Annotated in this window: 20 protein-coding genes; 11 read left to right on the forward strand and 9 right to left on the reverse strand. The window is 69.0% G+C overall.

Going from position 1 to position 23,931, the window contains the following annotated elements; all coding sequences use genetic code 11:
- Nucleotides 1–202: 202 nt before the first annotated feature.
- Complete coding sequence (locus QO011_RS25650) at nucleotides 203–1,099, forward strand: LysR family transcriptional regulator (protein WP_307278435.1); 897 nt, start codon at nucleotides 203–205, stop codon at nucleotides 1,097–1,099.
- Here QO011_RS25650 and QO011_RS25655 read toward each other — a convergent pair.
- Genes QO011_RS25655 through QO011_RS25665 form a run of 3 tightly spaced genes read right to left on the reverse strand, consistent with a single transcriptional unit; the run spans nucleotide 1,096 to nucleotide 4,150 of the window.
- Nucleotides 1,096–2,220, reverse strand: coding sequence for an ABC transporter permease (locus tag QO011_RS25655; protein ID WP_307278438.1), 1,125 nt, complete (start codon nucleotides 2,218–2,220; stop codon nucleotides 1,096–1,098). The two genes, QO011_RS25650 and QO011_RS25655, sit on opposite strands and share 4 nt — an antisense overlap.
- Nucleotides 2,221–2,222: 2 nt before the next feature.
- Nucleotides 2,223–3,152: an ABC transporter ATP-binding protein gene (locus QO011_RS25660; RefSeq protein WP_307278441.1), complete on the reverse strand. Its 930-nt coding sequence runs from the start codon at nucleotides 3,150–3,152 to the stop codon at nucleotides 2,223–2,225.
- Nucleotides 3,149–4,150, reverse strand: a complete 1,002-nt coding sequence (locus QO011_RS25665; protein WP_307278445.1) for an HlyD family secretion protein — start codon at nucleotides 4,148–4,150, stop codon at nucleotides 3,149–3,151. The genes QO011_RS25660 and QO011_RS25665 overlap by 4 nt, the downstream gene beginning before the upstream one ends.
- An 86-nt stretch (nucleotides 4,151–4,236) precedes the next feature.
- On the opposite strand from QO011_RS25665, the gene QO011_RS25670 reads away from it, so the two are divergent.
- Both QO011_RS25670 and QO011_RS25675 read left to right on the forward strand, forming a co-directional pair.
- On the forward strand, nucleotides 4,237–4,902 hold the full coding sequence (locus QO011_RS25670; protein ID WP_307278448.1) for a TetR/AcrR family transcriptional regulator: 666 nt from the start codon (nucleotides 4,237–4,239) through the stop codon (nucleotides 4,900–4,902).
- Between the two features lie 175 nt (nucleotides 4,903–5,077).
- Complete coding sequence (locus QO011_RS25675; RefSeq protein WP_307278451.1) at nucleotides 5,078–7,000, forward strand: hypothetical protein; 1,923 nt, start codon at nucleotides 5,078–5,080, stop codon at nucleotides 6,998–7,000.
- A 65-nt stretch (nucleotides 7,001–7,065) separates the two neighbouring features.
- On the opposite strand, the gene QO011_RS25680 is transcribed toward QO011_RS25675, so the two are convergent.
- Both QO011_RS25680 and pdxR read right to left on the reverse strand, forming a co-directional pair.
- Entirely contained in the window at nucleotides 7,066–10,626 is a 3,561-nt protein-coding gene (locus QO011_RS25680) for a S8 family serine peptidase (RefSeq protein ID WP_307278454.1), read from the reverse strand.
- 215 nt (nucleotides 10,627–10,841) lie between these two features.
- Complete coding sequence (pdxR, locus tag QO011_RS25685) at nucleotides 10,842–12,296, reverse strand: MocR-like pyridoxine biosynthesis transcription factor PdxR (RefSeq protein ID WP_307278457.1); 1,455 nt, start codon at nucleotides 12,294–12,296, stop codon at nucleotides 10,842–10,844.
- A gap of 280 nt (nucleotides 12,297–12,576) precedes the next feature.
- On the opposite strand from pdxR, the gene QO011_RS25690 reads away from it, so the two are divergent.
- A complete protein-coding gene (locus tag QO011_RS25690; RefSeq protein WP_307278460.1) occupies nucleotides 12,577–13,026 on the forward strand; it encodes an ester cyclase in 450 nt (149 codons plus the stop codon).
- Between the two features lie 241 nt (nucleotides 13,027–13,267).
- Nucleotides 13,268–13,960: a methylated-DNA--[protein]-cysteine S-methyltransferase gene (locus tag QO011_RS25695; protein ID WP_307278462.1), complete on the forward strand. Its 693-nt coding sequence runs from the start codon at nucleotides 13,268–13,270 to the stop codon at nucleotides 13,958–13,960.
- On the opposite strand, the gene QO011_RS25700 is transcribed toward QO011_RS25695, so the two are convergent.
- Genes QO011_RS25700 through QO011_RS25715 form a run of 4 tightly spaced genes read right to left on the reverse strand, consistent with a single transcriptional unit; the run spans nucleotide 13,876 to nucleotide 17,874 of the window.
- A complete protein-coding gene (locus tag QO011_RS25700) occupies nucleotides 13,876–14,973 on the reverse strand; it encodes an ABC transporter ATP-binding protein (RefSeq protein WP_307278465.1) in 1,098 nt (365 codons plus the stop codon). The genes QO011_RS25695 and QO011_RS25700 overlap by 85 nt on opposite strands.
- A complete protein-coding gene (locus QO011_RS25705; protein ID WP_307278467.1) occupies nucleotides 14,970–15,803 on the reverse strand; it encodes an ABC transporter permease in 834 nt (277 codons plus the stop codon). Before QO011_RS25705 ends, QO011_RS25700 begins: the two co-directional genes overlap by 4 nt.
- The gene (locus tag QO011_RS25710; RefSeq protein ID WP_307278470.1) at nucleotides 15,800–16,714 is read right to left on the reverse strand and encodes an ABC transporter permease; all 915 of its coding nucleotides are present in this window, start codon (nucleotides 16,712–16,714) and stop codon (nucleotides 15,800–15,802) included. The genes QO011_RS25705 and QO011_RS25710 overlap by 4 nt, the downstream gene beginning before the upstream one ends.
- Entirely contained in the window at nucleotides 16,714–17,874 is a 1,161-nt protein-coding gene (locus QO011_RS25715) for an extracellular solute-binding protein (RefSeq protein WP_307278473.1), read from the reverse strand. The genes QO011_RS25710 and QO011_RS25715 overlap by 1 nt, the downstream gene beginning before the upstream one ends.
- 159 nt (nucleotides 17,875–18,033) lie before the next feature.
- Between QO011_RS25715 and QO011_RS25720 the strand changes: the two genes are divergently transcribed.
- The 6 genes from QO011_RS25720 (at nucleotide 18,034) to QO011_RS25745 (ending at nucleotide 23,924) form a co-directional block, all read left to right on the forward strand.
- A complete protein-coding gene (locus QO011_RS25720; RefSeq protein WP_307278476.1) occupies nucleotides 18,034–19,386 on the forward strand; it encodes a CehA/McbA family metallohydrolase in 1,353 nt (450 codons plus the stop codon).
- 467 nt (nucleotides 19,387–19,853) lie between these two features.
- Nucleotides 19,854–20,762 (forward strand): metal ABC transporter substrate-binding protein, encoded by a 909-nt coding sequence (locus QO011_RS25725; RefSeq protein WP_307278478.1) that lies wholly within the window; start codon nucleotides 19,854–19,856, stop codon nucleotides 20,760–20,762.
- Complete coding sequence (locus tag QO011_RS25730) at nucleotides 20,759–21,658, forward strand: manganese/iron ABC transporter ATP-binding protein (protein ID WP_307278481.1); 900 nt, start codon at nucleotides 20,759–20,761, stop codon at nucleotides 21,656–21,658. Before QO011_RS25725 ends, QO011_RS25730 begins: the two co-directional genes overlap by 4 nt.
- On the forward strand, nucleotides 21,655–22,515 hold the full coding sequence (locus QO011_RS25735) for a metal ABC transporter permease (RefSeq protein ID WP_307278484.1): 861 nt from the start codon (nucleotides 21,655–21,657) through the stop codon (nucleotides 22,513–22,515). Before QO011_RS25730 ends, QO011_RS25735 begins: the two co-directional genes overlap by 4 nt.
- Nucleotides 22,512–23,366 (forward strand): metal ABC transporter permease, encoded by an 855-nt coding sequence (locus tag QO011_RS25740; RefSeq protein WP_307278487.1) that lies wholly within the window; start codon nucleotides 22,512–22,514, stop codon nucleotides 23,364–23,366. Before QO011_RS25735 ends, QO011_RS25740 begins: the two co-directional genes overlap by 4 nt.
- Nucleotides 23,367–23,474: 108 nt before the next feature.
- Entirely contained in the window at nucleotides 23,475–23,924 is a 450-nt protein-coding gene (locus QO011_RS25745) for a Fur family transcriptional regulator (RefSeq protein WP_307278489.1), read from the forward strand.
- Nucleotides 23,925–23,931: the final 7 nt, after the last annotated feature.

Genomic DNA, 23,931 nt, shown 5'->3' on the forward strand with positions numbered 1-23,931 from the left:
TTCCCGGGCCGGCCGCCTGCCGGTCGGCCCGCGGCCCTGCCGGAAACGACGAGGGCGGGGCATCCACGACCTCCCGGGCGTGGCGCCGCGCTCCATCGGAACCGTCGGGAAGCAGCGTGTCCGCAGAAGCTTAGCGGCGGATTGTCCGGCTGAAAAAGACTTTGTAGGCTCGCAGGCATATCTCCCAGGCATGAGGCCGGACGTGGAGCTGCGCCACCTTCGGTATTTCGTCGCCGTCGCCGAGGAGGGCAGCCTCACGGTCGCGGCGGAGCGGCGCCTGCACACCGCCCAGCCGTCGCTGAGCCGCCAGATCCGGGACCTCGAGCGTGCGGTCGGCACGCCGCTGCTGGTGCGCAGCGCGCGCGGCGTCGAGCTGACCCCGTCGGGCCGGGTCTTCCTCGATCATGCCCGGCTGGCGCTGGCGCAGGTCGAGGCCGCCGTCGAAGCGGCGCGGCGGGCGGCCCGGCCGGACAAGCCGACGCTCGCCCTCGGCTTTCTCACCGGACAGGAGGTGGACTGGCTTGCGGAGGCCATGCGCATCCTGCGGGACGAACTGCCCAACATCGAGGTGACCGTCTCCAGCCAGCATTCGCCGGACCTCGCCCAGGCCCTGCTGCACGGCAGGCTCGACGTGGCGTTCATGCGCCCTGAGCCTGGGATGCCGGACCTCGACTATAAGCTTGTCCTCACGGAGCCGCTGATCGTGGTGCTGCCGAGCGATCACCGCCTGGCGTCGCAGGACGCCGTGGCGCTCCGGGATATCGTCGGGGAGACGTTCATCGGCATGTCGGGCACGGCACCGACGCTCCGGGCCATCATCGACGATTGTCTCCAGCGCTCCGGGCTCGACATCCCGCAGGCGCACCGGGTGGACAACCTGGCGATGGCGATATCGCTCGTCGCCTCGACCAGGGGCGTGGCGCTCCTGCCCGACTATGCCAGGAATTTTCTTCCCTGGGCCGTCACCAGCCGGCCGCTCGCCGGCGAGCGGCCGGCGATCGATCTGGTCGTCGGCTACAACAGGGCGAACGGCTCGCCGCTCCTCCGGCTGTTCCTGTCGCGCCTCGACCGGCTCGCGAAGCGAGCCTCGCCGGGCTAATCCAGGGTCTCGCGATAGAAATACACGGCGATGAAGCCGGTCAACAGGGCGAACACCGCGATGGGCCACAGCTCCGGCCAGATCTCCGCCAGCCCGTTGCCCTTGAGCAGCACGCCGCGGATGATCCGAAGCGCATGGGTGAGAGGCAGGATCTCCCCGAGCCATTGCGCCCAGACCGGCATGCCCTTGAAGGGAAACATGAAGCCTGAGAGCATCATCGAGGGCAGCAGCGTGAACTGCGCCATCTGCTGGGCCTGCATCTGCGTCGCCGAGATGGTGGAGAAGGTGAAGCCGAGCGCCAGGTTGCAGGCGATGAACAGGCCCAGCGCCAGGAAGAGCAGCGAGATCGATCCGCGCACGGGCAGGTGGAAGGCGAAGATCGAGATCGAGATGATCAGGATGATCTGCAGATAGCCGATGCCGATATAGGGCACGATCTTGCCCAGCATCACCTCCACCGGCCGCACCGGCATGGCGAGGAGGTTCTCCATCGTGCCGCGCTCGCGCTCCTTGGTGATGGAGAGCGTGGTGATGATCAGCGTGGAGAACACCAGGACGGTGCCGATCAGGCCGGGCACGATGTTCAGCACGGTGAGCTGCTCGGGGTTGTAGCGGGCATGCACCTGGAACTGGTAGGGCTGCGTGCCCGCGGACGAGCGCATGTTGGGCGGCAGGTCGCGATCGAAGATCGAGCCCAGCGACGACAGGGCGGCCGTGGCATTGCCGATGGCGGTGGGATCGGTGGCGTCGGCGTCGAGCAGGACCGAGGGGCTCTCGCCGCGGTCGATCGACCGGCCGAAATCGGGCGGGATGTTGAGCACGAAGATGACGTCGCCCCGGGCGATGGCCTGCTCGGCCTCCGCCTCCGTCCGCATCGGGATGAAGTCGTAATAGCCGGTATTCCTGAGGGCCTCGACCAGGGTGCGCTCATATTGGGAATGGTCGGCGGAGAGCAGGCCCGTCGGCAGATGCTTGGGATCGGAATTGATGGCGTAGCCGAACAGGAAGAGCTGCATCAGCGGCAGCACGATGATGAGGCGCAGCGTCATGGGATCGCGCCGCATCTGGGTCCATTCCTTGCGCAGCACGGCCATGAACCGCCCGAAGGAAAAGCCTGGCATCGTCACCCTCCGGACTGGCTGAGGAGATGGATGAAGACATCCTCCAGCCTGGGCTCGACTTCCTCCCAGTGAAGGGCGGCCGCCTCCGGCAGCGAGGCGATGGCCCGGCGCAGCGCCTCGCGATCGGAGCCGGCGACGTGGAGCGTGCGGCCGAACACGGCGGCCGCCTCCACGCCCGGCGTCTGGCGCAGGAGGCGGGAGGCCCGGTCGATGTCCCGGCCGGTGCCCTCGAAGGTGATGAGGCCGGCATTGGCGACCACCTCCGGCGCCGTGCCCTGCACCACGATGCGGCCGTTCGAGAGATAGACGATGCGCTGGCAGCGCTCGGCCTCGTCCATGTAGTGGGTCGAGACCAGCACGGTCAGCCCGCGTCCCGCCAGGTCGTGGATCATGTCCCAGAACTCGCGCCGGGCCTTGGCATCGACGCCGGCCGTCGGCTCGTCGAGAAGCAGCAGCTTCGGGTCGTGCAGGATGCAGGCCGAGAGCGCCAGGCGCTGCTTCCAGCCGCCGGAAAGCTGCCCGGCGAGCTGCGTGGCCCGGTCGGCGATGCCCATGCGCCGCATGACATCGGCGATGACGGCCTGACGATTGGCAATCTCGTAAAGCCGGGCGACGAATTCGAGGTTCTCCGCCACCGTGAGATCCTCGTAGAAGCTGAAGCGCTGGGTCATGTAGCCGACCTGGCGCCGGATCTTCAGCGGCTCCTTCAGGACGTCGAACCCCAGGCAGGTCCCCTCGCCGCCGTCCGGCGTGAGCAGGCCGCAGAGCATGCGGATCGTCGTCGTCTTGCCCGAGCCGTTGGCGCCGAGGAAGCCGCAGATCTCGCCGGTGGGGACCTGCAGGGTGAGGTCCTCCACCACCTTGCGCTCGCCGAAGCTCTTGCGCAGATGGCGGACGTCGATCGCGAGGGACGGCCCTGCATCCGCGCTCATGGCTGGCCTGCCCGTTCCGGCGGGCTGCCCGCGGGGTGCACGTCGACGGGTTGGCCGGGCTTGAGCAGCATCGCCTGATCCGGCCGCGGCCGGGCCTCGATGAGGTAGACCAGCTTCGCCCGGGTCGATTCGCTGTAGATGATCGGCGGGGTATATTGCGGCTGCGGCGCCACGAAGCTGATGGTGCCGGTCAGGCCGGCCGGGCAATTGTCGCAGCGGATCGACACGCTGTCGCCGCGATGCAGATGGGCGAGATCGGGCTCCGGGACGAAGAAGCGGACGAAGATGTTGGCCGGCGGCAGCAGCGAGACGACGGGCGCTCCCGCCGCCATCGTCTCGCCCGGCAGGGCCAGCGTGTCGGCGACGCGGCCGCCGACGGGAGCGGCGACGTGGCGCTGGTCGAACCGCCACTGCGCCTGCGCCAGGGCGGCCCTGGCGGCGCTCACGGCTGCCTCCGCGGCGGCGATCTCGCCCGGCCGGCCCATCGGGGCCTTGATCTGGACCAGCGCAGCCTCGGCCACCGCGACCCGCGCCACGGCGGAGGTGGCGGCCGCCCGCAGCTGATCGATGTTCTGGAAGGTGGTGTTGCCGCTCTTGAGCAGGGTTTCAGCCCGCTGCAGGTCGGCCTGCGCCCGCTCGCGCGTCGCAATGGCATCGGCGAGGTTGGCTTCGGCCTGGTTGATCTCGGTCTCCTTGCCGCCGGCCTGCAGATTGGTGAGCTGGGCCTGGGCCTGGTCGAGCTGATGGCGCGCCTGGTCGACGGCGGCGCTGTCCTGGCTGTCGTCCTGGGCGAAGAGCGGGTCCCCCTGCTTCACCTCGTCGCCGCGGCCCACGGAGAGGGCGACCAGCGTGCCCTGCTGCGTCGGCCCGACCTTGACGTAGTCGGCCTCGGCATAGCCCTGCCATCCGGGGGCGGCCTCGTTGCCCCCGAACTCCCAGAACAGCGCCGCGCCTGCGATCAGCAGCGCGACGATGGAGACTATGAGCGATCGCCTCACGGGAGCACCAAATGCAACGCATCGATACCGTTGCAATATGTGCTGCCTCTTGACAAAATCAAGGCGAAACGTCTCGAAAGTTTCCGATGTCCGCACCACCCCCCGCCATCCCTCCGTCCTCGTTCCCCCGCGGCCCGGGCGGACGGCCGACGCGGGAGGAAGCGGAGCGGCGGCACCGGGCGCTGCTCGATGCGGCGGCGCGCCTCTTCATCGCCAACGGGCTCGACGGCGTCTCCCTGGAAGCGATCGCCGAGGAGGCTGGCGTCGCCAAGCGCTTCGTCTATGCCCGCTATCGCGACAAGGGCGAATTGTTCACCGATGCCGTGAGGCGGCTGATCGAGCAGCGTCTCTCCTTCATCGGTGCCTACGAGGTCGGCCCGGCGGCGGTGGAGCAGGGGCTGCTGGCCTTCGCCGGGATGCTCGAAGCCGCCGCCACGCAGCCCGAGGCGCTGGCGCTCTACCGCCTCATCGTCACCGAGCTCCATCGCTTTCCGGCGCTGAACCGCCTGTTCACCGACAAGATGCGGCTCACCGTGCTGGGCAGCGTCACGCGCGTGCTCGACGTCTACCGGGCGCGCGGCGAGCTGCGCTTCGACGACGCGGCGTTGACGACCGAGCTGTTCGTCACGCTGGTCGTGCAGGGCGCCAGGGGGCGGGCTCTGCTCGGCACCCCTCAGACTGCCGACGAAAAGCACCGGCGCACCGAGGCGGCCATCCGGCTCTTCCTCGACGGCTGTCGTGCGAGGGGGTAGCGAGGCTCGGGAGAGCCGATCGCGCGGGAAGCCGCCGATCACGATAGGCCCGCGCGAGCCGCCGCGGATGTTCCGGGGCGCGTTGCCGCATGGGATCGGCGGCGGTTTCGGCGCATGGTGAACGTGCCGTGAGGCGGGGGATCGCTGCGAGAATCGCGCCGGAGCATCCGACCTCATGGAACCGAGATCCGAGCCGGCCGGCGGCCTCCCGACCGAGATCCGAGGAACCGCCGAGCGCGGTGGGATGCGCCGCTGGGTCTGCCTCGCTCTTGCGCTCGGATGCCTGTCCGTGCCGTTGGCGGCCGACGTGACGATCGGGCATGCCGGGGAGCCGGCGGGGCGGATCGTCGGCCGCATCGACGGCATCAGCCGGGACGGCGAGCAGGTCTTCCTGTCAGGCTGGGCCTGCCAGCAGGGCCGCACCGACTCGATCGACATCCACATCTATGCCGCCGCGGCCGGCGCACCGACGCGAAAGGTGTTCGTCACCGCCAGCCATGCGAATTTCGACAGCGAGCCCGCGGTCGAGCGGGCCTGCCATGACGGGGCGGGCGGCAAGCATCGCTTCCTGGTGGCCCTGCCGTTCGGCGACACCGCGCGCGATCTCTACGACGTCCATGGCATCCGCATCGTCGCAGGCGTGCCGAATGACGCGATCGGCGGGTCGGGCGAGCCTTTGCGCGATCTCGGCGTGCCGTCGATGCCGTTTCGCAGCGCCACCGTCCCGCCTTTGCCGGGCGCCTATGCCGCGAGCCCCGTGCACCCGCGCGTGTTCACCACGCCGGCCGAGCTGAAGGACCTGGCGGCACGGGTCGATCGCCCCGGAAGCTATTCGGCGCAGCGGTTCGAGCAGCTCGCCGGCCAGGTCGCGCGCGACCTGACATCGGCTCGGGACTGGGACGCAACCTATGCCGGCTGCTCCATCGAGCCCTATCTCTATGCCTTCTCCTACGAGCCGCAGGACGGCCACGATGCCGAGACGCATGCCGCCCTGAAGCTCGCCCCTGCGACCGAGGCGCCCGCCGGGGGCGCCGTGGTGGCGTCCCGGCTGGCGCTCTACGCGGCCCTGGTCGAGAACGGGGCCGTCGCGCCTCGGGGCTCACCCGGCTCCGATCGGGCGGCGGCGCTGGCGAAGCGGATCCTGCTCGCCTGGGCCGTTCACGGCTTCCCGCGCGACCGCGACGGGCGCTTCCTGCCGCTGTCCGCGCTCTCCTGCGATTCCGCCGGCCATATCGTGCCATATGCCGGCTGGGCCCTGCCGCTGCAGCTCGGCCGGGGCGTGGTCTATTCCGTGCACGCGGAGGACCTGCTCCAGGCCATCCACGCCCTCGACGCGTCGGAGGAGGCGCGCCTCGACGCCATGCACGGCGCGTTGTTCGAGCTCATCCGCGAGGGCTACAACCAGAGCGACGGGCGGCCGCAGCCCGAATGCCAGCGCTACACGAACGGCGATGCGAACGGCACGGCGGCGCTGCTCGCCATCGCGCGCCTGCTCGGCGACCAGCGCCGATTCGATGCGGTCCTCTACGGCAATGACCGCGGCATCCCCGTCATCATGCCGTGGCTGAGGCTGTTCGACGGCGCGATCTACGGCGTCGGCGACAAGCCCATGCCTTGCTACCCCAACACCGGCCCGGACGGACTGCACGGCGGGCTGGGCTTCACGACGCCGGACGTCGCTCCGGGAGAAGTCCAGGATCGCTATCGCGCCGGTGTCCTGCAGACGTTCGGCTATCCCATGTTCACGCTCGAGCGGCTGATCGACGCCGCGGAGCTCCTGCGGACCGCGGGCTTCGATCCCTATCGCTATCGCGGCAATCACGGGCAATCGATCGAGATGGCGCTGCAATATTATGCCTGCTACGGCAGGACGCCCGGGTTCTACGCAACCGTCACCCGCGACAACGCGCGCATGTGCCCCAACGACCAGCAATATGACGGCAAGGTCGTCAACGGCGTCGAGGCCAACATGCTGATCGGCGCCTATCGATTTCCCGGGGACCCGGCGATCACGGCGGTCGAGGACGCCGCGAAGGCCAGGGTTTCGTCGGGGGCCTTCGCCCTGGACGCGATCCTGTTCGGAAAATGGCGCGGCTGAAGAACGGACGCGCCCTGGCCCGCGGCGACGAAGCGCGCGGCCTCCGGGTCAGGCTCCCTGCGCCGTCACAGCACGAAATCGCCCGCCTGCAGCGACGTCACGCCGCGCAGCAGGATCGAGAAATCGGCGGCGCCGTCGCCGTCGACGTCTCCGGACACGGTGGCGTTGCCGGCCGAGACGGCATAGTGCAGCTCCCCGGCATGGTGGCTGAACGCGCCCGTGCCGATGAAGCTGAAGATCTGGTTGCCGCCGACCCCGGTCTTGGCATCGATGAGGTGCAGATCGATCTTGTCGGCCTGCGCATGGCTGAAGTCGAGGATGGTGTCGTAGTTGCCGGTCCCCAGCTTGCTGTCGCCGATGGCGGAGAAGATGAAGCGGTCGGCGCCGAGGCCGCCGGTGAGGCGGTCGGCACCGGCGCCGCCGGTCAGCTGATCCGTGCCGGCGCCGCCGTTCAGGCTGTCATTGCCGGCTCCGCCCAGAAGCTGGTCGTTGCCGTCATTGCCTGCGAGCGCGTCGTTGCCGGCTCCGCCGTTGAGGATGTTGTTGCCGCTGTTGCCGGTGAGGGCATTGTCGAGCCCGTTGCCCGTGCCGTTGATATTGGCCGTCCCGGTGAGGACGAGGTTTTCCACGTCGCCGGCGACGCGGCTGCTCGTGGCCAGGCTGAATCCGATCGACGAGTAGACCTTGTCGATGCCGTCGCCGCCGGCCTCGTCGACCACATCGCCGACGCTGTCGACGTAGTAGATGTCGTTGCCGGCCCCGCCCGCCATGTGGTCGCCCCTGGCGCCGCCGTTCAGGACGTCGTCGCCGCCGTAGCCGTAGAGGTCGTCGACTCCGTCCAGGCCGGACAGCACGTTGTCGCCGAGATTGCCCTTGATGGTGTTGGCCAGGGCGTTGCCGGTGCCCCTGAGGTCGGCGCCGCCGGAGAGGAGCAGATCCTCCACGTTCGCCCCGAGCGTCCACGAAATGGAGGATTCCACCCGGTCGAGGCCCTGGTTGGTCAGCTCGACGACGAGGTCGTGGGCGTCGTCGACCCTGTAGACGTCGTTGCCGGTCCCGCCCTTCAGCGTGTCGGCGCCGCCCCCTCCGTCGAGCACGTCGTTTCCGGCACCGCCGGTCAATGCGTTGGCCAAGCCGTCGCCGAACAGCGCGTCGTTGCCGGATCCGCCGATCACGTTCTCGATGTTGCGGAGCGTGTCCTCCGCCGCCCCGCCGATGGTGACGGTCGCATCGCTGGCGCCGGCGAGGTGTACGAGGACGGAGCGCGTCTCGTAGGCATAGTCCGCGGTGTCGACGCCGTCGCCGCCGTCGAGGATGTCGAAGCCCCAGCCGCCGTTGAGGACATCGTTGCCGCCCTCGCCGTCGAGCTCGTTGTCGCGCTCGTTGCCGTACATGACGTTGTCGAGCGCGTTGCCGAACAGCGAGAAGTCGCGATGGCCGATGATGGCGCCGTTCTCGATGTTGTCGCCGAGCTGGTAGGCGAGCGAGTAGCCACCGATATACTGCGTGCTCGGCGCCGCGCTGACCCAGACCGTGTCGATGCCTTCGCCGGCCTTCTCGTCGACCGTGTCGTAGTAGTCGGCGATCTCGTGGCCGATCAGGATCTCGGTGATGTCGTCGAGAATGTAGAGGTCGTTGCCGGCGCCGCCGCGCAGCGTGTCGAGCCCGGCCCCGCCGTGCAGGGTGTCGTTGCCGTTGCCGCCGAGCGCGGTGTCGTCGCCCTCGCCGCCTTCCAGGTTGTCGTTGCCGTCGCCCCCCTGGAGGAAGTCGTCGCCCTCGCCGCCGTCGATGGTGTCGTTGCCGGCCTCGCCCGACAGGCTGTCGAAGGCGGCGCCCCCTTCGATCCAGTCATTGCCGCCGCCGCCGCCGATGGCATCCTCGCCGCGTCCGCCGGAGAGGTGGTTGGCAAGGCCGTTGCCGAGCAGGATGTCGCTGCCGTCGCCGCCATAGGCATTCTCGATGGTGGCGGCGATCGTCAGCGAGCGGCCGGCGATGGTGCTGGTCACGCTCCGCGACAGGTCGATGAAGCTGTTGCTCGTCACCGCCGCAGCGTTGATCGTGTCGATGCCGAACGTGTCGTGGAGCGTGGCGCGGGCGCCGTCGCCTGCGATCGCGGCATTGCTGCCGAACTCGTCGGTGTAGACATAGGTGTCGTTGTTGGTGGCGCCGCTGCCGTAGACGTCGAGCCGGGCGGTGGAGACGAAGCCGGTGTCGCCGCCGACCTTGTCGATCACCCGCACCGTCCAGGTGCCGTTCGAATCTTCGCCATGGAACGCGTTGGAGGTGAAGGTCCAGCCGTTGAGGTCGCGGCTGCCGCCGCTGTTGTCGAGCAGGCGGCTTTCCGTGCCGGACGGCGAGATCAGGTAGATCTCCAGGTCCGAGGCATAGGTGTGGGTGATGCCGAGATTGAGCGTCACCTGCTCGACGTCGATGTCGCCGCCCACGGTGAAGCTGAAGGAGATGCCGGTGCTGTTGGCGTCGGGCACGGTGACGTTCGGATTGGCCGTGCTGGACCAGTGCTCCTCGTTGGCGAGCGTGCTCTGGTCGGTCCAGGTCTCGGCGAGTCGCACGGCGGCCCTGGCATCGACCATGCCATAGCCGTAGTCGTTGGAGAAATGCATGCCGCCGCCGTTCCAGTTGGTGGCGGCGTTGATGGTCCAGGGGTCGAGCTCGCCGTTCTGGAGCTGCGCCGGCGTGGCGCCGACCGCGATGGCCGAGCCGGTGTGGTGGGCCGTCAGGGCGAGGATGTCGCGCACGTCGCGATAGCCAAGGTTCGGATTGGCTTCGAGCATCAGGGCGACGATGCCGGTGACCTGGGGCGCGGCAAAGGAGGTCCCCACCGTCTCGACATGGTTGCCGCTCGCAAAGCCCGACGTGCCGGTGAGGTCGGTCGTCCAGATGCCGGGCTCGCCGCCGCTCCAAGCGCCTTGCGCGGCGGCCGAGACCAGGATGTTCGCGCCGGGGGAGGAATAGTCGGCGACGAACCCGTCCTGCCCGACGCCCGCCACCGTCACCGAGAAGCGGCTCTCGGCCGTCGGGCCGGTGGTGTTGGCGTCGCCGACGACATGGTCCCAGGCCTGGCCGGCGCGGGTGTTGTTCGCCGCGGCGACGACCACGGTGCCGAGCCCGCCGCGGCCGTTGGTGACGGCGTCGAGGATGCCGTTGGCGACGGCGAGGTAGTTGGGGTCGGTCTGGGCCACCGAGAAGGCCGAGGAGCCCCAGCTGTGGTTGACCACGTCGAAGTCGCGCATGTGCAGCGCCGCCGTGGTGCGGGCGCTGGTCGATTCCACCGTCGAGCTGCCCCAGATCGGCACGCTGGAATAGGTGGCGCCATAGGCGATGCCGACGATGCCGTCGCCCGAGCCGGTGTCGTTGCGCTCGGCCGCGATGATGCCCGTCACCGCCGTGCCGTGGTCCTGCGCCAGCCCGCTCTGCGAGCCGAAATCTCGCGTCGAATCGTGGTTGCCGTTGAGATCGGGATGACTGTGCTGGACGCCGTTGTCGAAGATGCCGATGTGAACGCCGGCGCCGGTATAGTCGTCCCAGACGGCATTCTGGCCCCAGACGACGTCGATGGCCTGCAGGTACCATTGGCTGGTGAAGAGCTGATCGGTGGGGAGCGTCATGCGCACATCCTTTCGCGCGGCGGGGGCCGGCCGGATCGAGGAGCCCGACCGAGGGGCGGGGGCCGCCGGCGGGATCCGAGCCGGTTCAGCCCGGCGCCGGGATCACCGCATCCTGCTCTTTCGTTCCGCGAGGTCGTCGGCTTTCGCGCCACCTTACGTAGCGTAGGGTAGGGTAGGACTTTCCTACGAAGGCTCACGCCGCGGATAGGGCCAGATCAGCAGGGTTTGGGTGGTCCAGTTCGAATGCGCCCGATCACGCCGGCGAGCCGCTGGACGGCAGGCTCGATCAGGCGGTCGAGAACGGCCGCAAATCCCAGATGCACCGCGTTCGGCGCCGGCTCGCGCATGCAGTAATAGGACGCCGCGCGCAGGTGCAGGGACTCCGCGGCACCGATTGACTGCACGTCCTGCGCCGGGATATCGCCGGGAAGCTCCAGGAAGAGGCTCATGCCGCCCGGCGGCTCCGGGACCGCGACGATGTCGGCCAGATGATGGTTCAGCGCATCGACGAGGAGCTTCTGGCGACGCCGATAGACCCGCCGCGCCAGCCGGATATGCCTGGCATAGTGGCCCTGCCCGATGAAGTCGGCCAGCGCGGACTGCACATGGATGCCGGGCTCGTGGCCGTGCAGATGAGCGGCGACGGCGGCGCTGCGGGCCAGCCTTCGCGGCACGACGAGATAGGCGACCCGCAGGCTGGGAAACATCGTCTTCGAGAATGTGCCGATGTGAATGACGTTGCCGTCCGGGTCCAGGTGCTGGAGCGCGACGACCGGGCGGCCGGCATAGCGGAACTCGCTGTCGTAATCGTCCTCGATGATCCAGGCGTCCTCGCGCCGGGCCCAGGCGACGAGAGCCCCGCACCGGTCCGGCGAGAGGCTGACGCCGAGCGGCAGCTGATGGGTCGGCGTGAGGTAGGCGAGGCGGGCCGGGAGGGACGGCGGCTCCTGCATGCCGCGCGCATCGACCGGGACGGGGATGGCCTCCAGCGCGCAGCCCGCCACGATGCGCCGGGCGATCGGATATCCCGGCTCCTCGATCAGGCACCGGTCGCCGGGCTTGGCGAGCAGGCGGCAGACGATCGTCAGGGCCGCCCGCGCCGAGCTCGTGATGATCACCTGGGGCGGCTCGCACAGGACGCCGCGGGCCGTCCGCAAGTGCCCGGCCAGGGCCTCCCGCAGGGCGGGGTAGCCGCCGACATGGACCCCTTCGCCGGCGAGGTCGAGCGACATGTTGTGACACCGGGCCGCGAGAAGCCGTGACCACGTGACCGACGGGAAGATGTCGATGGCGGGAATGCCGGGCAGGAACGCGCTGTAGGGCGGCGGCAGGTCTTCGTCCGCGACATCGCCCGGCGCGTCGTCGGCTGCCGGGCTCGTGGCCGGCCGATCGACCGCCGACCCGTGGAGCATATCGGCCACGAGGATCGCGGAGCGTTCCCGGACGTCGAGCAGGCCTTCGCCGATCAGGCGGTCGTAGATTGCGGTGATGGTGCCGCGCGCGACCATGAGGTCCGCCGCCAGGGTCCGGGAGGAGGGCAAAGGCGTGCCCGGGGCCAGACGCCCTGCCAGGATCGCCGCGCGCAACTGGCTGCTGACCTGCTCCTGAAGCGGCGTCGATCCGTCGCGCGCGACAGCGATCCAATCGAGAAGGGCCCGTTCCTTTCGCATCCGGAGAATTCCCGCCCCCTGCGCAACCGAACCCGCGAAGAGCGACCGGGCACGGAACCTGTCCATGCCGCGAGCCTAGAGGCGGTTCCGGACCATGGATAGCGCCGAGATCGAGCCGAGATCGACCGGGGGGAGGGATCGGCGTCACCGCGGGTCCTGCCCGCATGCAATTCCGGGACAGGAAACGGAGTTTGGTGCGGCGATCCCCGGCGTAGTCCTCGCTCGGAGGTCATCGAGCGGCTTCGATGATCCACAAGGCAGTTCAAGAGGAGCTATTGCAATGAGCAGGGACACGGACAACAAGGCCGTCGTCGTTCGCTGGTTCACGGAATTCTGGGGCAAGCAAGGCAATCTCGCCGTCGTCGACGAGATCGCAGCGCCGGATATGCTGCTGAAATACTCGCTGCACGAACCCCGTCGCGGCCATGACGACATCAAGGCCTTCATGACCGGCTTCCGCAGCGCCTTCCCGGACCTCGAGTTCTGGGGCACGGCGGACCTGATCGCCGAAGGCAACTATGTCGTCGGCCAGTGGGAAGGCGGCGGCACGCACACGGGTCCGGCGTTCGACGATTTCCTGGTCGGCGCCCTTCCGGCCGCAACCGGCCGCAGGATGCACTTCACCGGCACCACGGTGCTGAAGGTGCTCGACGGCCGAATCGTGCAGGAGATCGGCCTCGACGACGGCGTGACCGCGCTGACCCAGCTCGGGCTGATCAAGGCGGCCTGATCGTCGTTCTCCGCAATGGCACCGAACGAGGCCCGCATCCCGCGCGGGCCTCGTGTCGTCAGGCGCCTCGCCGCCGATGGAGGGGAGAGTGCTCGATCGTGCGAGAGGAATCGAGTTGTTCCAGGTTGAGATTGCAGTTTTATTCCAGTATTGAAAAATAATACATCGTATTCAAAAGCAAATATCGGAGATCCTGTGGTGCGGCGATAAGTAATTCTGACCATGAGGATCGATCAAGGAGATGAGCCTCATGATTTCCATATCTGCTTCTCCGGCTGCGCCGGAGGCAAAGCCCATCGCGACATCCGTCGATGGTTTGTCCTACGCAACCGCCTCGTGCACGCTGGGCGTGGTGCTGGCGGCTCGAAGCGTCAAGGGTGTCTGTGCAATTGCGCTCGGCGACAGCGGCAGGGACCTGGAGGCGGGCCTCGCCGTCCGCTTTCCCAATGCCATGCTCGTCGCCGACGAGGACGTCGTCCGCGACGACCTTGCCGAGGTGGTCCGCTTCGTGGAGACCCCCGCGGCGGGTCTTCGCCTCACGCTCGACATGCGCGGGACGGCGTTCCAGCGCCGCGTGTGGGAGAAGCTGCGCGCCGTTTCCGTCGGCAGGACGGTGACCGCCATGGAGCTCGCCCGATGGATCAGTCCCCTGGCATCGCCCCTGGCCGTCGCCGCCGCCTGCACGGCCAACCCGATCGCGTTCGCCATCCCCTGCCACCGCGTCGTCCACCGCAATGGCGATCCCGCCGGCCCAGACATTGCGCGCCACCGTGAGCTGCTCCGCAGGGAGGCCGGGGTGGGGCGATCGGGTCTCACGGCTCGCGCCTTCCCGCGGAAGGAGGCGCCGGGCTACGCGGCGACCGGCGCCGGTCGGGCCGCGGCCGCTTCCAATCGCGGCGAGACGAGCTCGATCGGCGCGCGGTCATCGCCATAGAGCAGCGCGCGGCTGAGGGTCAGCGTCACCGCGTCGCCCTTGGCCGCGGCGCGGCGCCGGCCCACCTGCGCCTTGGCCAGCGTTCCGTCGGCCAGGACGATGGTGGCGATGCGGATCGGGCCGAGATCGGCGACGTGCTCGATGGTGCCCGGCACGCCGTCCGGCGCGCCGGGGGCCGCCAGCTCGCAATCTTCGGGGCGCAGCGCCAGGGTCCATTCGCGCGCTTCGGCTTCGGGTGAAAAGCGCAGGCGGATCGGCCCGGCCACCAGCCAGCCACCTTCCCTGCGGGCGGGATGCATGGTCATCGTGCCGATGAAGCCGGCGGTGAACAGCGTCGCCGGGCGGTCGTAGAGGGTGCCGGGCGCGGCGATCTGCTCGACCGCGCCGCGGTTCATCACCACGATGCGGTTGGCCAGGGCCATGGCCTCCTCCTGGTCGTGAGTGACGAAGATGGTGGTGAGGCCGAGGCGGCGCTGGATCGCCTTCAGCTCGTCGCGCAGACGCAGGCGCAGATGCGCATCGAGGCTGGAAAAAGGCTCGTCGAGCAGCAGGATCTTCGGTTGCAGCACCAGGGAGCGGGCGAGCGCCACGCGCTGCTGCTGGCCGCCGGAGAGCTGCGCGGGGTAGCGCTTCTCGAAGCCGGCGAGGCCGACGAGCTCGAGCGCCGCCGCGACCTTGTCCGTCACCTCCCGGGCCGGCAGGCGGCGCAGCTTCAGGCCGAAGCCGATATTGCCGGCCACCGTCATGTGGCTCCAGAGCGCGTGGCTCTGAAACACCATGCTGGTGGGGCGCCGGTTCGGCGGCACGCCCAGCATCGAGGCACCGTCGATCAGGATGTCGCCGTCGTCCGGCGTCTCGAAGCCGGCGATCATGCGCAGGGCCGTCGACTTGCCGCAGCCGGACGGGCCGAGCAGGCAGATGAACTCGCCGGGATCGACCTCCAGGCTGACACCGTCGACCGCGCGGGTCTGGCCGAAGCGCCGCGTCACGGTCCGAAGAGCCAGAGCGGTCATCGCGATCCTCCTACGAAGCCGGCCGCGAAGGTGCGGCTCTCGAACAGGCGGCGGGCGAAGACGAGCAGCACCAGCGAGGGCACCCACAGCATCACCGACAGCACCGCCCCGTACTGGATGATGATCTGGCCGGTGATCAGCGACAGCATCACCACCGGCAGGGTGCGGACATCGGGCACGCCGACGAGCAGCGCGCCCTCGACCTCGTAGAAGGTGTTGACGAAGGTGAGCAGCAGCGCCGTGCCGAGCGCCGGCGCCGCCTGCGGCAGGGTGATGCGGGTGAGCACCGTCAGGTGCGAGGCGCCGACATCGCGCCCCGCCTCTTCCATGCGGGGATCGACGCCGCGGAAGGCCGCCGCCGGGATCCAGATCATGTAGAGCAGCGTGAACACGAGCTGCACCAGCACCACCGCGGTGACGGTGCCGATCAGGCCGGCCGACAGGAACAGCACCGCCATCGCCACGTAGAGGGGAAAGCGCGGAAAGGCATTGACGGCGATGAAGGAGAGCAGGAGCCAGCGCCGGCCGGGAAAGTCGAGCCGGGCGAAGGCATAGGCCGCCGGCAGGCAGACGGCGGCGGAGAGCAGCGTCACCAGCGTGGAGATGAGCAGCGAGGTCGGAATGGCGGCGGCGACGTCGGCGCGCGCCATGAGCAGGCCCCAGTACTTGAAGCCCCAGGCCGTGGGCAGCGGCGCCGGCGGGCGCCAGGCTTCGGCGAAGGCCCAGAGGACGACGCAGACCAGCGGCGCCAGCACGAAGACGGCAAGGGCCGCCAGAAGGATCGCGCCGATGGCGTCGTCGGAGAGTTCTGCGGCGCGACGACGTCTCACGCGGCCGCTCCGCCGCGGGCGGTGTCGCGGAACACGGCCGCCGTGTAGATGGCGCCGGCGACGAGGCAGACCAGGAAGGTGATGGCTGCCTGGGTCTCGGCGATCGAGCCGAGATGCAGCTCCGAGAAGGTGCGTTGCATGAAGATCGACATCATCTGCGGTGCCGCCGGCCCCAGGATGTAGGGCACGGTGAAGGATCCGAAGATCCCGAGGAAATTCAGCGAGATCACCACGATGATCGAGCGCGTCAGCTGCGGCAGGATGATGGAGAGGAGGATGCGCAGCGCCCCGGCGCCGACATCGCGCGCGGCCTCGATCGCGCTCTGCGGGATCTGGGCCAGTCCGGCCGTCAGCAGCATGACGGTGAGCGGGATGTTCTCCCAGACCAGGCCGATGACGGCCCCGCTCGGATGCAGATAGGGCGTCTGGTAGCCGGCGATGCCGAGGCTGCGCAGCACCATCGGCACCACGCCGGTCGGGCCGAGGAAGCGGATCAGCGCAAAGGAGATGACGATGCCCGGCACGAACAGCGGAAACAGTGCCAGGATCTGGATCGCGCCGATCAGCCGGCTGTGGGAAAAGCGCAGATAGAGGGCCAGCATGAGCCCGATCGCCAGGAGGATCGCCAGCGTGGCCGTGGTGACCTCGACGGTGAACAGCAGGTTGGAGACGCTTCGGGCATCCGAGAAGAACGCGGCGTAGTTGGCGAGCGTCGGTCCGGACCCGCCGTCGACGAAGAAGGTCCGCACCAGCGTGGCGGCCGCCGGCGCGAGCACGACAAGCACCATCAGCGCGAAGGCCGGCCCGACCAGCGCCAGGCCGAAAGCCGCATGGCCGCGCCGGGCAGCCATGACGGCCGCGCCCGGCGCGGCGATGCGCCGGTCCTGCGCGCCCGCGGCGGTCGAGGCCATCAGCTGCGCGTCATATGGGTCGCAACATTGGCGTACCAGCCGTCGTTCAGCGCCGCCGTCCAGTCGCCGCCGGGGAAGGCCGGCATGCTGGAGGCCGTCACGTCCTTGTACCTGGCCGCGAGCTCGGGCGAGAGGTGCTTCCACTCGACGCCGGGGAAGGCGCCGAAATCGGCGATCATGCGCTCCTGCACCGGCGGCGACAGCATGAAGTCGGCCAGCTTGAAGGCGGCCGCCTTGTGCACGGTCCGGGAGGGGATCGAGGAGAAGGCGAAGCCGCCGCAGAACGGCAGGTCCTGGAGCTGCGCCAGCTTCGTCGTCTCCGGCAGCACGCCCTGCGCGAGGCCCTGCAGCGCCATGTCGGACCACGCGGTGATCATCGAGACCGCGCCGCCGGCGAAGAGCTGCAGCGTCGGGTTGTTGCCGGCAGGATAGGCGCCCTTGTCGTAGAGCGAGGCCTGCAGGTCCTTGAGGATCTCCCAGCCGCCGGCAAAACGCTTCCTGGCGGTCTCGGCATCGAAATTCGTCGGCAGGAACAGCGAGGGATCGCGACCATTGGCCTCGTGCACGGCGCGCACCACCAGGTTCTTGCCCGAGCCGCCCTTGTCGGGCCGGCCATAGATGAACTCGCCCGGGTGCGCCTTGATCCAGGCGACGAGCTCGGGGAAGGTCCTGGGCACCTCGGTCGCCGGCACCTTGGCGCCGTCATAGGCGAGCAGCACCTGGCTGGCGCGGTAGGGGATGACCTCAGCGATCTCCTTGCCGAGCGGATTGACGAGCGCGAAGTTCGGGATCTTGGCGGCATCGACCGGCTCGAATGCGCCCGACTGGACGGCGCCGGGCAGGTTGCGCGGGTCGAACTCCTCGAAATAGTCGACCTTGGGGTCGGCCTTGGCCTGCATGGCGGCGACGACGCGCTGCGCCACCACGTCGTTGGCGCCGTTGGCGCGGGTGATCACCACGTTGAGGGAGAGGCCGGGATTGGCCTTCTCGAACATCGGGGCCAGCGTGTTGGTCCACCAGTCGGAGACGTTGCTGTCGCCGTCGGTCATCACATCGATGACCGTGGTGTCCGCCGCATCGGCGACCGAGATCAGGAACGGCACCGTCGCGGTGGCAGCGGCGGACCGGAGGAAGTGCCTGCGCGAGATTCCGGACGTCATGTCGCAACTCCGTCGCTGGAGGCCGAGGCCTCAAAATTACGGCGCTGCGCGCGACGCTCGTTTGATGAATCGATGATGGTTCGATGACAGCCGTGCGTCGCGGCTGACACACGAGCTATAGGGAAAGCGGCTAAGCCCCGCGCATCGGAGGGCCCGGCAATGCAGACGACCACCACCATCGACGGCGTCCTGTCGACGGGCGACCACAAGGGCCACGTGCCGCTGCGCTTCCAGGTACCGCCGGGCACGACCCGGCTCGAGGCGGTGTTCACGGCCGAGCCGGAGCGGGCGGCGGGAGCCTTGTTCGACAACCTGATCAGCCTCGCCGTGGAGGCGCCCGGCGGCTGGCGCGGGGCGCGGCACAACAACCCCGACCGCGCCATCCGCCTCGATGCCGGGGCGGCGACGCCGGGCTTCAGGCCGGGCCCGATCGAGCCCGGCACCTGGACCGTATGGCTCGACGTCTTCCGGCTGCTCGGTCCCGATCCCGTGCGCTATCGGCTCGAGGTGACGGCGTCGGACGAGGTGGTCACCGCGTCGCCCTTGCCCGGCGGGGCGCTGGTCCACGACCGCGGGCCGGGATGGTATCGCGGCGACCTGCACGCCCACACGCTGCATTCGGATGGAGACTGGGATGTCGCCGGCCTGATCGCCTTCGCCAGGGCGCAGCGGCTCGATTTCCTGACCCTGACTGATCACAACACCGTCTCCGGCATCGCCGAGCTGGAAGGGCTGGCCGCGGGCGACATCCTGCCCATGGGCGGGGTCGAGCTCACCACCCATTTCGGCCACGCCCTGGTGCTGGGCACGCGCGCCTGGGAGGAATGGCGGGCGAACTCGATGGCGGGCGTTGCCATGCCGGCCCTGTGCGAGGCGCGGACGCGCGAGGGCAAGCTCTTCGTCATCGCCCATCCGATGTCGCCGGGCGATCCGGCCTGCACCGGCTGCCGCTGGGACTACGCCGACATGCGGCCCGGCCCCGCCGGCGCCGTCGAGATCTGGAACGGCCCGTGGAGCGACTACAACGAGGACGGGCTCGCGGTCTTCCGGGACTGGCTGACGCAAACCTGGCAGGGGGAGGGGCGTCGCCTGGTCGCGACCGCCGGCACCGACATCCACGGCCCCGACGATGCCGGGCGCAGGCATGGCTTCAACCTGGTGCGCGCCGCCGGGTTGAGCGAGGCGGCCATCCTCGCCGGCATCGCCGCGGGCCGCAACATCCTCACCGCGGGCCCGTCGCTGGCGGTCTCCGCCACGGGCGCGGACGGCGCCAAGGCCGGCGTCGGCGATGTGATCGAGGGGCGGACTGCTGAGCTGCGGGTCGCGGCGCCGGACGCTCCCGCCGGCGCGACGCTGCGGGTCGTCCAGGACGGGACGGCGCTGTGGACCGGCGACGGCGCCGGCGCGAGCCTGCGGCTGTCGGCCGATCGCCCGAGCTGGATCATGGTCGAGCTGCGTGACGCCGACGGCGCGGCGCTGGCGATCGCCAACCCGATCTTCCTGGCGCCCTGATCGCGGCGCCGCGAGCCCGGCGGGTCCGGTCCAGTCGGGACCGTCGCGTCATGCTCCGTCCGCGGCGCGCGCGACGGGAACTCGAGGAAGAACCGCAGCTTCGGAACGCCGACGCCGGGACCTTCCGCGCCGACACCGCTGGCCTGCCCGATGCCGTCGGGCCACGGTCGAGATCCGGCAGCGCTCGGGCTCGACAATGCCGCCGCGCCGGCCGTCCCGGCGGATCGGCCTCGCGCGTTGCCGCGGCCGACGGCGAATGCTCCCCAGTCTCATCATGCAGAGGAGCGGGCGCTCCCTGAGAGCGCGCCGGCGGGCTCGGCGGGCTTCGTCGATTTTTGTTGCAATTCAATCTCAATTGCAGAAACTGCATGAGGGCGAGGGCACATATTGCAAATAATTCTTGATTGCATCGTGCCGACGCTCGTTCGGATGATGCAAGTGAAACTTATTATCAATAAGGATAGTCGATGCTCGACGCAGTGAGGCGGTCGGTTCTGGCCGGGTTGATGGGGGCGGCGTTCTCGGTCGTGTCGATGGCGGCTCCGGCCGCCGCCGAGGAAAAGTTCAAGGCGGTCACGACCTTCACGGTCATCGCCGACATGGCGCGCAACGTCGCGGGCGATGCCGCGATCGTCGAATCGATCACCAAGCCGGGAGCGGAGATCCACAACTATCAGCCGACGCCGGGCGACATCCAGAGGGCGCAGGGCGCCCGGCTCATCCTCTGGAACGGGCTCAATCTCGAAGTCTGGTTCGAGAAATTCTTCCGGACCCTGAAGGCCGTTCCCGGGGTCGTGGTCTCGGACGGCGTCGAGCCGATGAGCATCGTCGAGGGCCCCTACACCGGCAAGCCGAACCCGCATGCCTGGATGTCGCCGGCCGCGGCGCTGATCTATGTCGACAACATCCGCGACGCATTCGCCAAGCACGACCCGAAGAATGCCGAGACCTACAAGGCCAATGCCGAGGCCTACAAGGCCGCGATCACCGCGGTCGTCGACCCGATCAAGGCCGAGCTCGCCAAGGTGCCGGAGCAGAAGCGCTGGCTGGTGTCGAGCGAGGGCGCGTTCAGCTATCTCGCGCGCGACTTCGGCCTGAAGGAGCTCTACCTCTGGCCGATCAACGCCGATCAGCAGGGCACGCCGCAGCAGGTCCGCAAGGTCATCGACGCGGTGCGCGCGAACGGCATCACGGTCGTCTTCTCCGAAAGCACGATCTCCTCCGCCGCGGCCGAGCAGGTCGCGCGCGAGACCGGCGCCGACTATGGCGGCGTTCTCTACGTGGATTCGCTGACCGAGGCCGACGGGCCGGTGCCGACCTATATCGACCTGCTTCGCGTCACCGCCGAAACGATCGCCAAGGGGCTGACGCGGTGAGCGCGCCCGTCCGCCGCCTTCCCGCATTGCCGGATGCGGGCTCGGGCATTGCGGTGAGGGGGGCGACGGTCACCTACCGCAACGGCCATACCGCTCTGCGCGATGCGAGCTTCGAGATCCCGACCGGCACCATCGCCGCGCTCGTCGGGGTCAACGGATCGGGCAAGTCCACGCTGTTCAAATCGATCATGGGCTTCGTGCGCCTCGCGAAGGGCGAGATCCGCGTGCTCGGCGTGCCGATCGACGAGGCCCTGCGCCGAAACCTCGTCGCCTATGTGCCGCAAGCCGAGGAGGTCGACTGGACCTTCCCGGTTCTCGTCGAGGACGTCGTGATGATGGGCCGCTACGGCCATATGGGCATGCTGCGCATCCCGAAGGCGGCCGATCATGCGGCGGTGGCCGCTGCGCTCGCCCGTGTCGACATCGGCGCGCTGCGCAAGCGCCAGATCGGCGAATTGTCCGGCGGGCAGAAGAAGCGCGTCTTCCTCGCCCGCGCGCTCGCGCAGGACGGCCGCGTCATCCTGCTGGACGAGCCCTTCACCGGCGTCGACGTCAAGACGGAGAGCCAGATCGTCACGCTGCTTCGCGAGCTGCGCGACGAGGGGCGCGTGATGCTCGTCTCCACCCACAATCTCGGGTCCGTTCCGGAATTCTGCGATCGGACCATCCTGATCAAGGGCACGGTGCTGGCCTGCGGGCCGACCGCCGAGACGTTCACCCGGGAGAATCTGGAGAGGGCCTTCGACGGCGTCCTGCGGCACGTCGTGCTGGAGCAGGCGCCGAACGGGGGGCCGGCACCGATCGGCGTCGCCGGCGACGACGAGCGCCCGCTGATCCCTTGCGGCGGCAAGGCGATCGCCAGCGCGGCCGGCGCGGATGGGGGAGTGCGGACATGACGGCCGTCCTGCTCGAGCCCTTCGGGTATGGCTACATGCTGAACGCCATGGGGGTGTCCGCCCTCGTCGGCGGCGTCTGCGCCTTCCTGTCCTGCTACCTCATGCTCAAGGGCTGGTCGCTGATCGGCGACGCGCTGTCCCATGCCATCGTGCCGGGCGTGGCGGGAGCCTACATGCTGGGCCTGCCCTTCTCGATCGGCGCCTTCTTCTCGGGCGGGCTCGCGGCCGGCGCCATGGTCTTCCTCAGCCGGCGCACCAGGCTGAAGGAAGATGCCGTCATCGGCCTGATCTTCTCGGCCTTCTTCGGCCTCGGCCTGTTCATGGTATCGATCTCGCCGACCTCGGTGAACATCCAGACCATCGTGCTCGGCAACGTCCTCGCCATCACGCCCGGCGACACGATCCAGCTCGCGGTCATCGGGTTCGTGTCGCTCGCCGTCCTGCTCGCCAAATGGAAGGACCTGATGGTCACCTTCTTCGACGAGGGCCATGCCCGCTCGATCGGCCTCGATCCGGCGGCCCTCAAGATCCTGTTCTTCGCGCTGCTCTCGGCCTCGACGGTCGCGGCGCTCCAGACGGTCGGTGCCTTTCTCGTCATCTGCATGGTGGTCACGCCCGGCGCCACCGCCTATCTCCTGACGGACCGCTTCCCGCGGCTTCTGGTGATTGCGGTCGTCATCGGATCCGTCACCAGCTTCACCGGCGCCTATGCGAGCTATTTCCTCGACGGGGCGACGGGCGGCAGCATCGTGGTGCTGCAGACGGCCCTCTTCCTGGCCGCCTTCGTCTTCGCGCCCCGGCACGGAATGCTGGCGGCGCGCCGGCGCGCCTCCAGGGTCCTGGAGGCGGCGCGATGACCGTCCTCGACACGCTGCTTTCGCCCTTCCAGTTCGACTTCATGGTCAATGCGCTGGTGGTCTCGGCCGTGGTGGCCGTGCCGACGGCGCTGCTCTCCTGCTTTCTCGTCCTCAAGGGCTGGTCGCTGATGGGCGACGCGATCAGCCACGCGGTCTTCCCCGGCGTGGTCGTCGCCTATATCGTCGGCCTTCCCCACGCGGTGGGCGCCTTCGTCGCCGGCATGGTCTGCGCCGTCGCCACCGGCTTCCTGAAGGACAACAGCCGGATCAAGCAGGACACCGTCATGGGCGTCGTGTTCGCCGGCATGTTCGGCCTCGGCCTGGTCCTCCACGCCAAGATCCAGCCCGACATCCATCTCGACCACATCCTGTTCGGCGACATGCTCGGCGTCTCCTGGGGCGACATCGGCGAAGCCGCGCTCATCGCGGCGCTGGCAGCGGGCGTCATCGGCATGAAATGGAAGGATTTCCTGCTTCATGCCTTCGATCCCGCGCAGGCGCGGGTGGTCGGCCTGCCCGTCAACCGGCTCCACTACGGGCTGCTCGCCCTGATTGCGCTGACCATCGTCGGTGCCCTGCAGGCGGTCGGCATCATCCTGGTGATCGCCATGCTGATCGCGCCGGGGGCCACCGCCTTCCTCCTGACTCGCAGCTTCGGCACGATGCTGGTCCTGGCCCCGGTCCTTGCCGTGACCGGCTCCGTCGTCGGCGTCTACCTCTCCTTCTTCATCGACAGCGCGCCGGCCCCGACCATCGTGCTCGTGCTGTCGATCGTCTTCGTCGCCGCCTTCGTGCATGCCACCCGCAAGGCCGCGCGGATCGAAGCGTCCGAGGCGGCAGGGAGCGGCTAGAAGCGTGCGTCGCGAAAATTTTTGCAGCTGCGACGCAATGGGGTAGAGAACGCGGCAGCGAGGATTGGGCGCATCAGGCAGGATGCCTGCGGGGAGAGGTCGGCCGGCGTGCGGTTCAAGAGCGACATCGCGACCCTGTGCAGGGACCATGGCCTGCGGCTGACCGGACCGCGGCGGATCATCATGAAGGCGCTGGCGGAATCAATCGACCATCCCGATGCGGTGGAGCTGCACCGGCGGGTCACGAAGATCGATCCCGGCATCGCCATCGCGACCGTGTACCGGACCCTCAGGCTGCTCGAGGAGAAGGGCGTCCTGGAAAGACACGTGTTCGGCGACGGGCCGGCTCGCTTCGAGAGCGCCGAGCAGGAGCACCACGATCACCTGATCGACATGGACACCGGCGACGTCATCGAGTTCCGGTCCGACGAGATCGAACGTCTCCAGGAGGAGATCGCCCGCCGGCACGGATTCGAGATCGTCAGCCACAGGCTGGAGATCTATGTCCGGCCGTTGCGGCAGCCGCGCCGCGCACCTCGCGACGAGCGGGATCGCTGAACGGCCT

Source organism: Labrys wisconsinensis (genome assembly GCF_030814995.1).
Lineage (GTDB): Bacteria > Pseudomonadota > Alphaproteobacteria > Rhizobiales > Labraceae > Labrys > Labrys wisconsinensis.

What these genes read in the sequence shown, in the direction of transcription:
- QO011_RS25655 (WP_307278438.1), bottom strand. Translation starts at nt 2,220, where the DNA reads ATGCCAGGCTTTTCCTTCGGGCGGTTCATGGCCGTGCTGCGCAAGGAA.
- QO011_RS25660 (WP_307278441.1), bottom strand. Translation starts at nt 3,152, where the DNA reads ATGAGCGCGGATGCAGGGCCGTCCCTCGCGATCGACGTCCGCCATCTG.
- QO011_RS25670 (WP_307278448.1), top strand. Translation starts at nt 4,237, where the DNA reads ATGTCCGCACCACCCCCCGCCATCCCTCCGTCCTCGTTCCCCCGCGGC.
- QO011_RS25675 (WP_307278451.1), top strand. Translation starts at nt 5,078, where the DNA reads ATGGAACCGAGATCCGAGCCGGCCGGCGGCCTCCCGACCGAGATCCGA.
- QO011_RS25680 (WP_307278454.1), bottom strand. Translation starts at nt 10,626, where the DNA reads ATGACGCTCCCCACCGATCAGCTCTTCACCAGCCAATGGTACCTGCAG.
- pdxR (WP_307278457.1), bottom strand. Translation starts at nt 12,296, where the DNA reads ATGCGAAAGGAACGGGCCCTTCTCGATTGGATCGCTGTCGCGCGCGAC.
- QO011_RS25690 (WP_307278460.1), top strand. Translation starts at nt 12,577, where the DNA reads ATGAGCAGGGACACGGACAACAAGGCCGTCGTCGTTCGCTGGTTCACG.
- QO011_RS25695 (WP_307278462.1), top strand. Translation starts at nt 13,268, where the DNA reads ATGAGCCTCATGATTTCCATATCTGCTTCTCCGGCTGCGCCGGAGGCA.
- QO011_RS25700 (WP_307278465.1), bottom strand. Translation starts at nt 14,973, where the DNA reads ATGACCGCTCTGGCTCTTCGGACCGTGACGCGGCGCTTCGGCCAGACC.
- QO011_RS25710 (WP_307278470.1), bottom strand. Translation starts at nt 16,714, where the DNA reads ATGGCCTCGACCGCCGCGGGCGCGCAGGACCGGCGCATCGCCGCGCCG.
- QO011_RS25715 (WP_307278473.1), bottom strand. Translation starts at nt 17,874, where the DNA reads ATGACGTCCGGAATCTCGCGCAGGCACTTCCTCCGGTCCGCCGCTGCC.
- QO011_RS25720 (WP_307278476.1), top strand. Translation starts at nt 18,034, where the DNA reads ATGCAGACGACCACCACCATCGACGGCGTCCTGTCGACGGGCGACCAC.
- QO011_RS25725 (WP_307278478.1), top strand. Translation starts at nt 19,854, where the DNA reads ATGCTCGACGCAGTGAGGCGGTCGGTTCTGGCCGGGTTGATGGGGGCG.
- QO011_RS25735 (WP_307278484.1), top strand. Translation starts at nt 21,655, where the DNA reads ATGACGGCCGTCCTGCTCGAGCCCTTCGGGTATGGCTACATGCTGAAC.
- QO011_RS25740 (WP_307278487.1), top strand. Translation starts at nt 22,512, where the DNA reads ATGACCGTCCTCGACACGCTGCTTTCGCCCTTCCAGTTCGACTTCATG.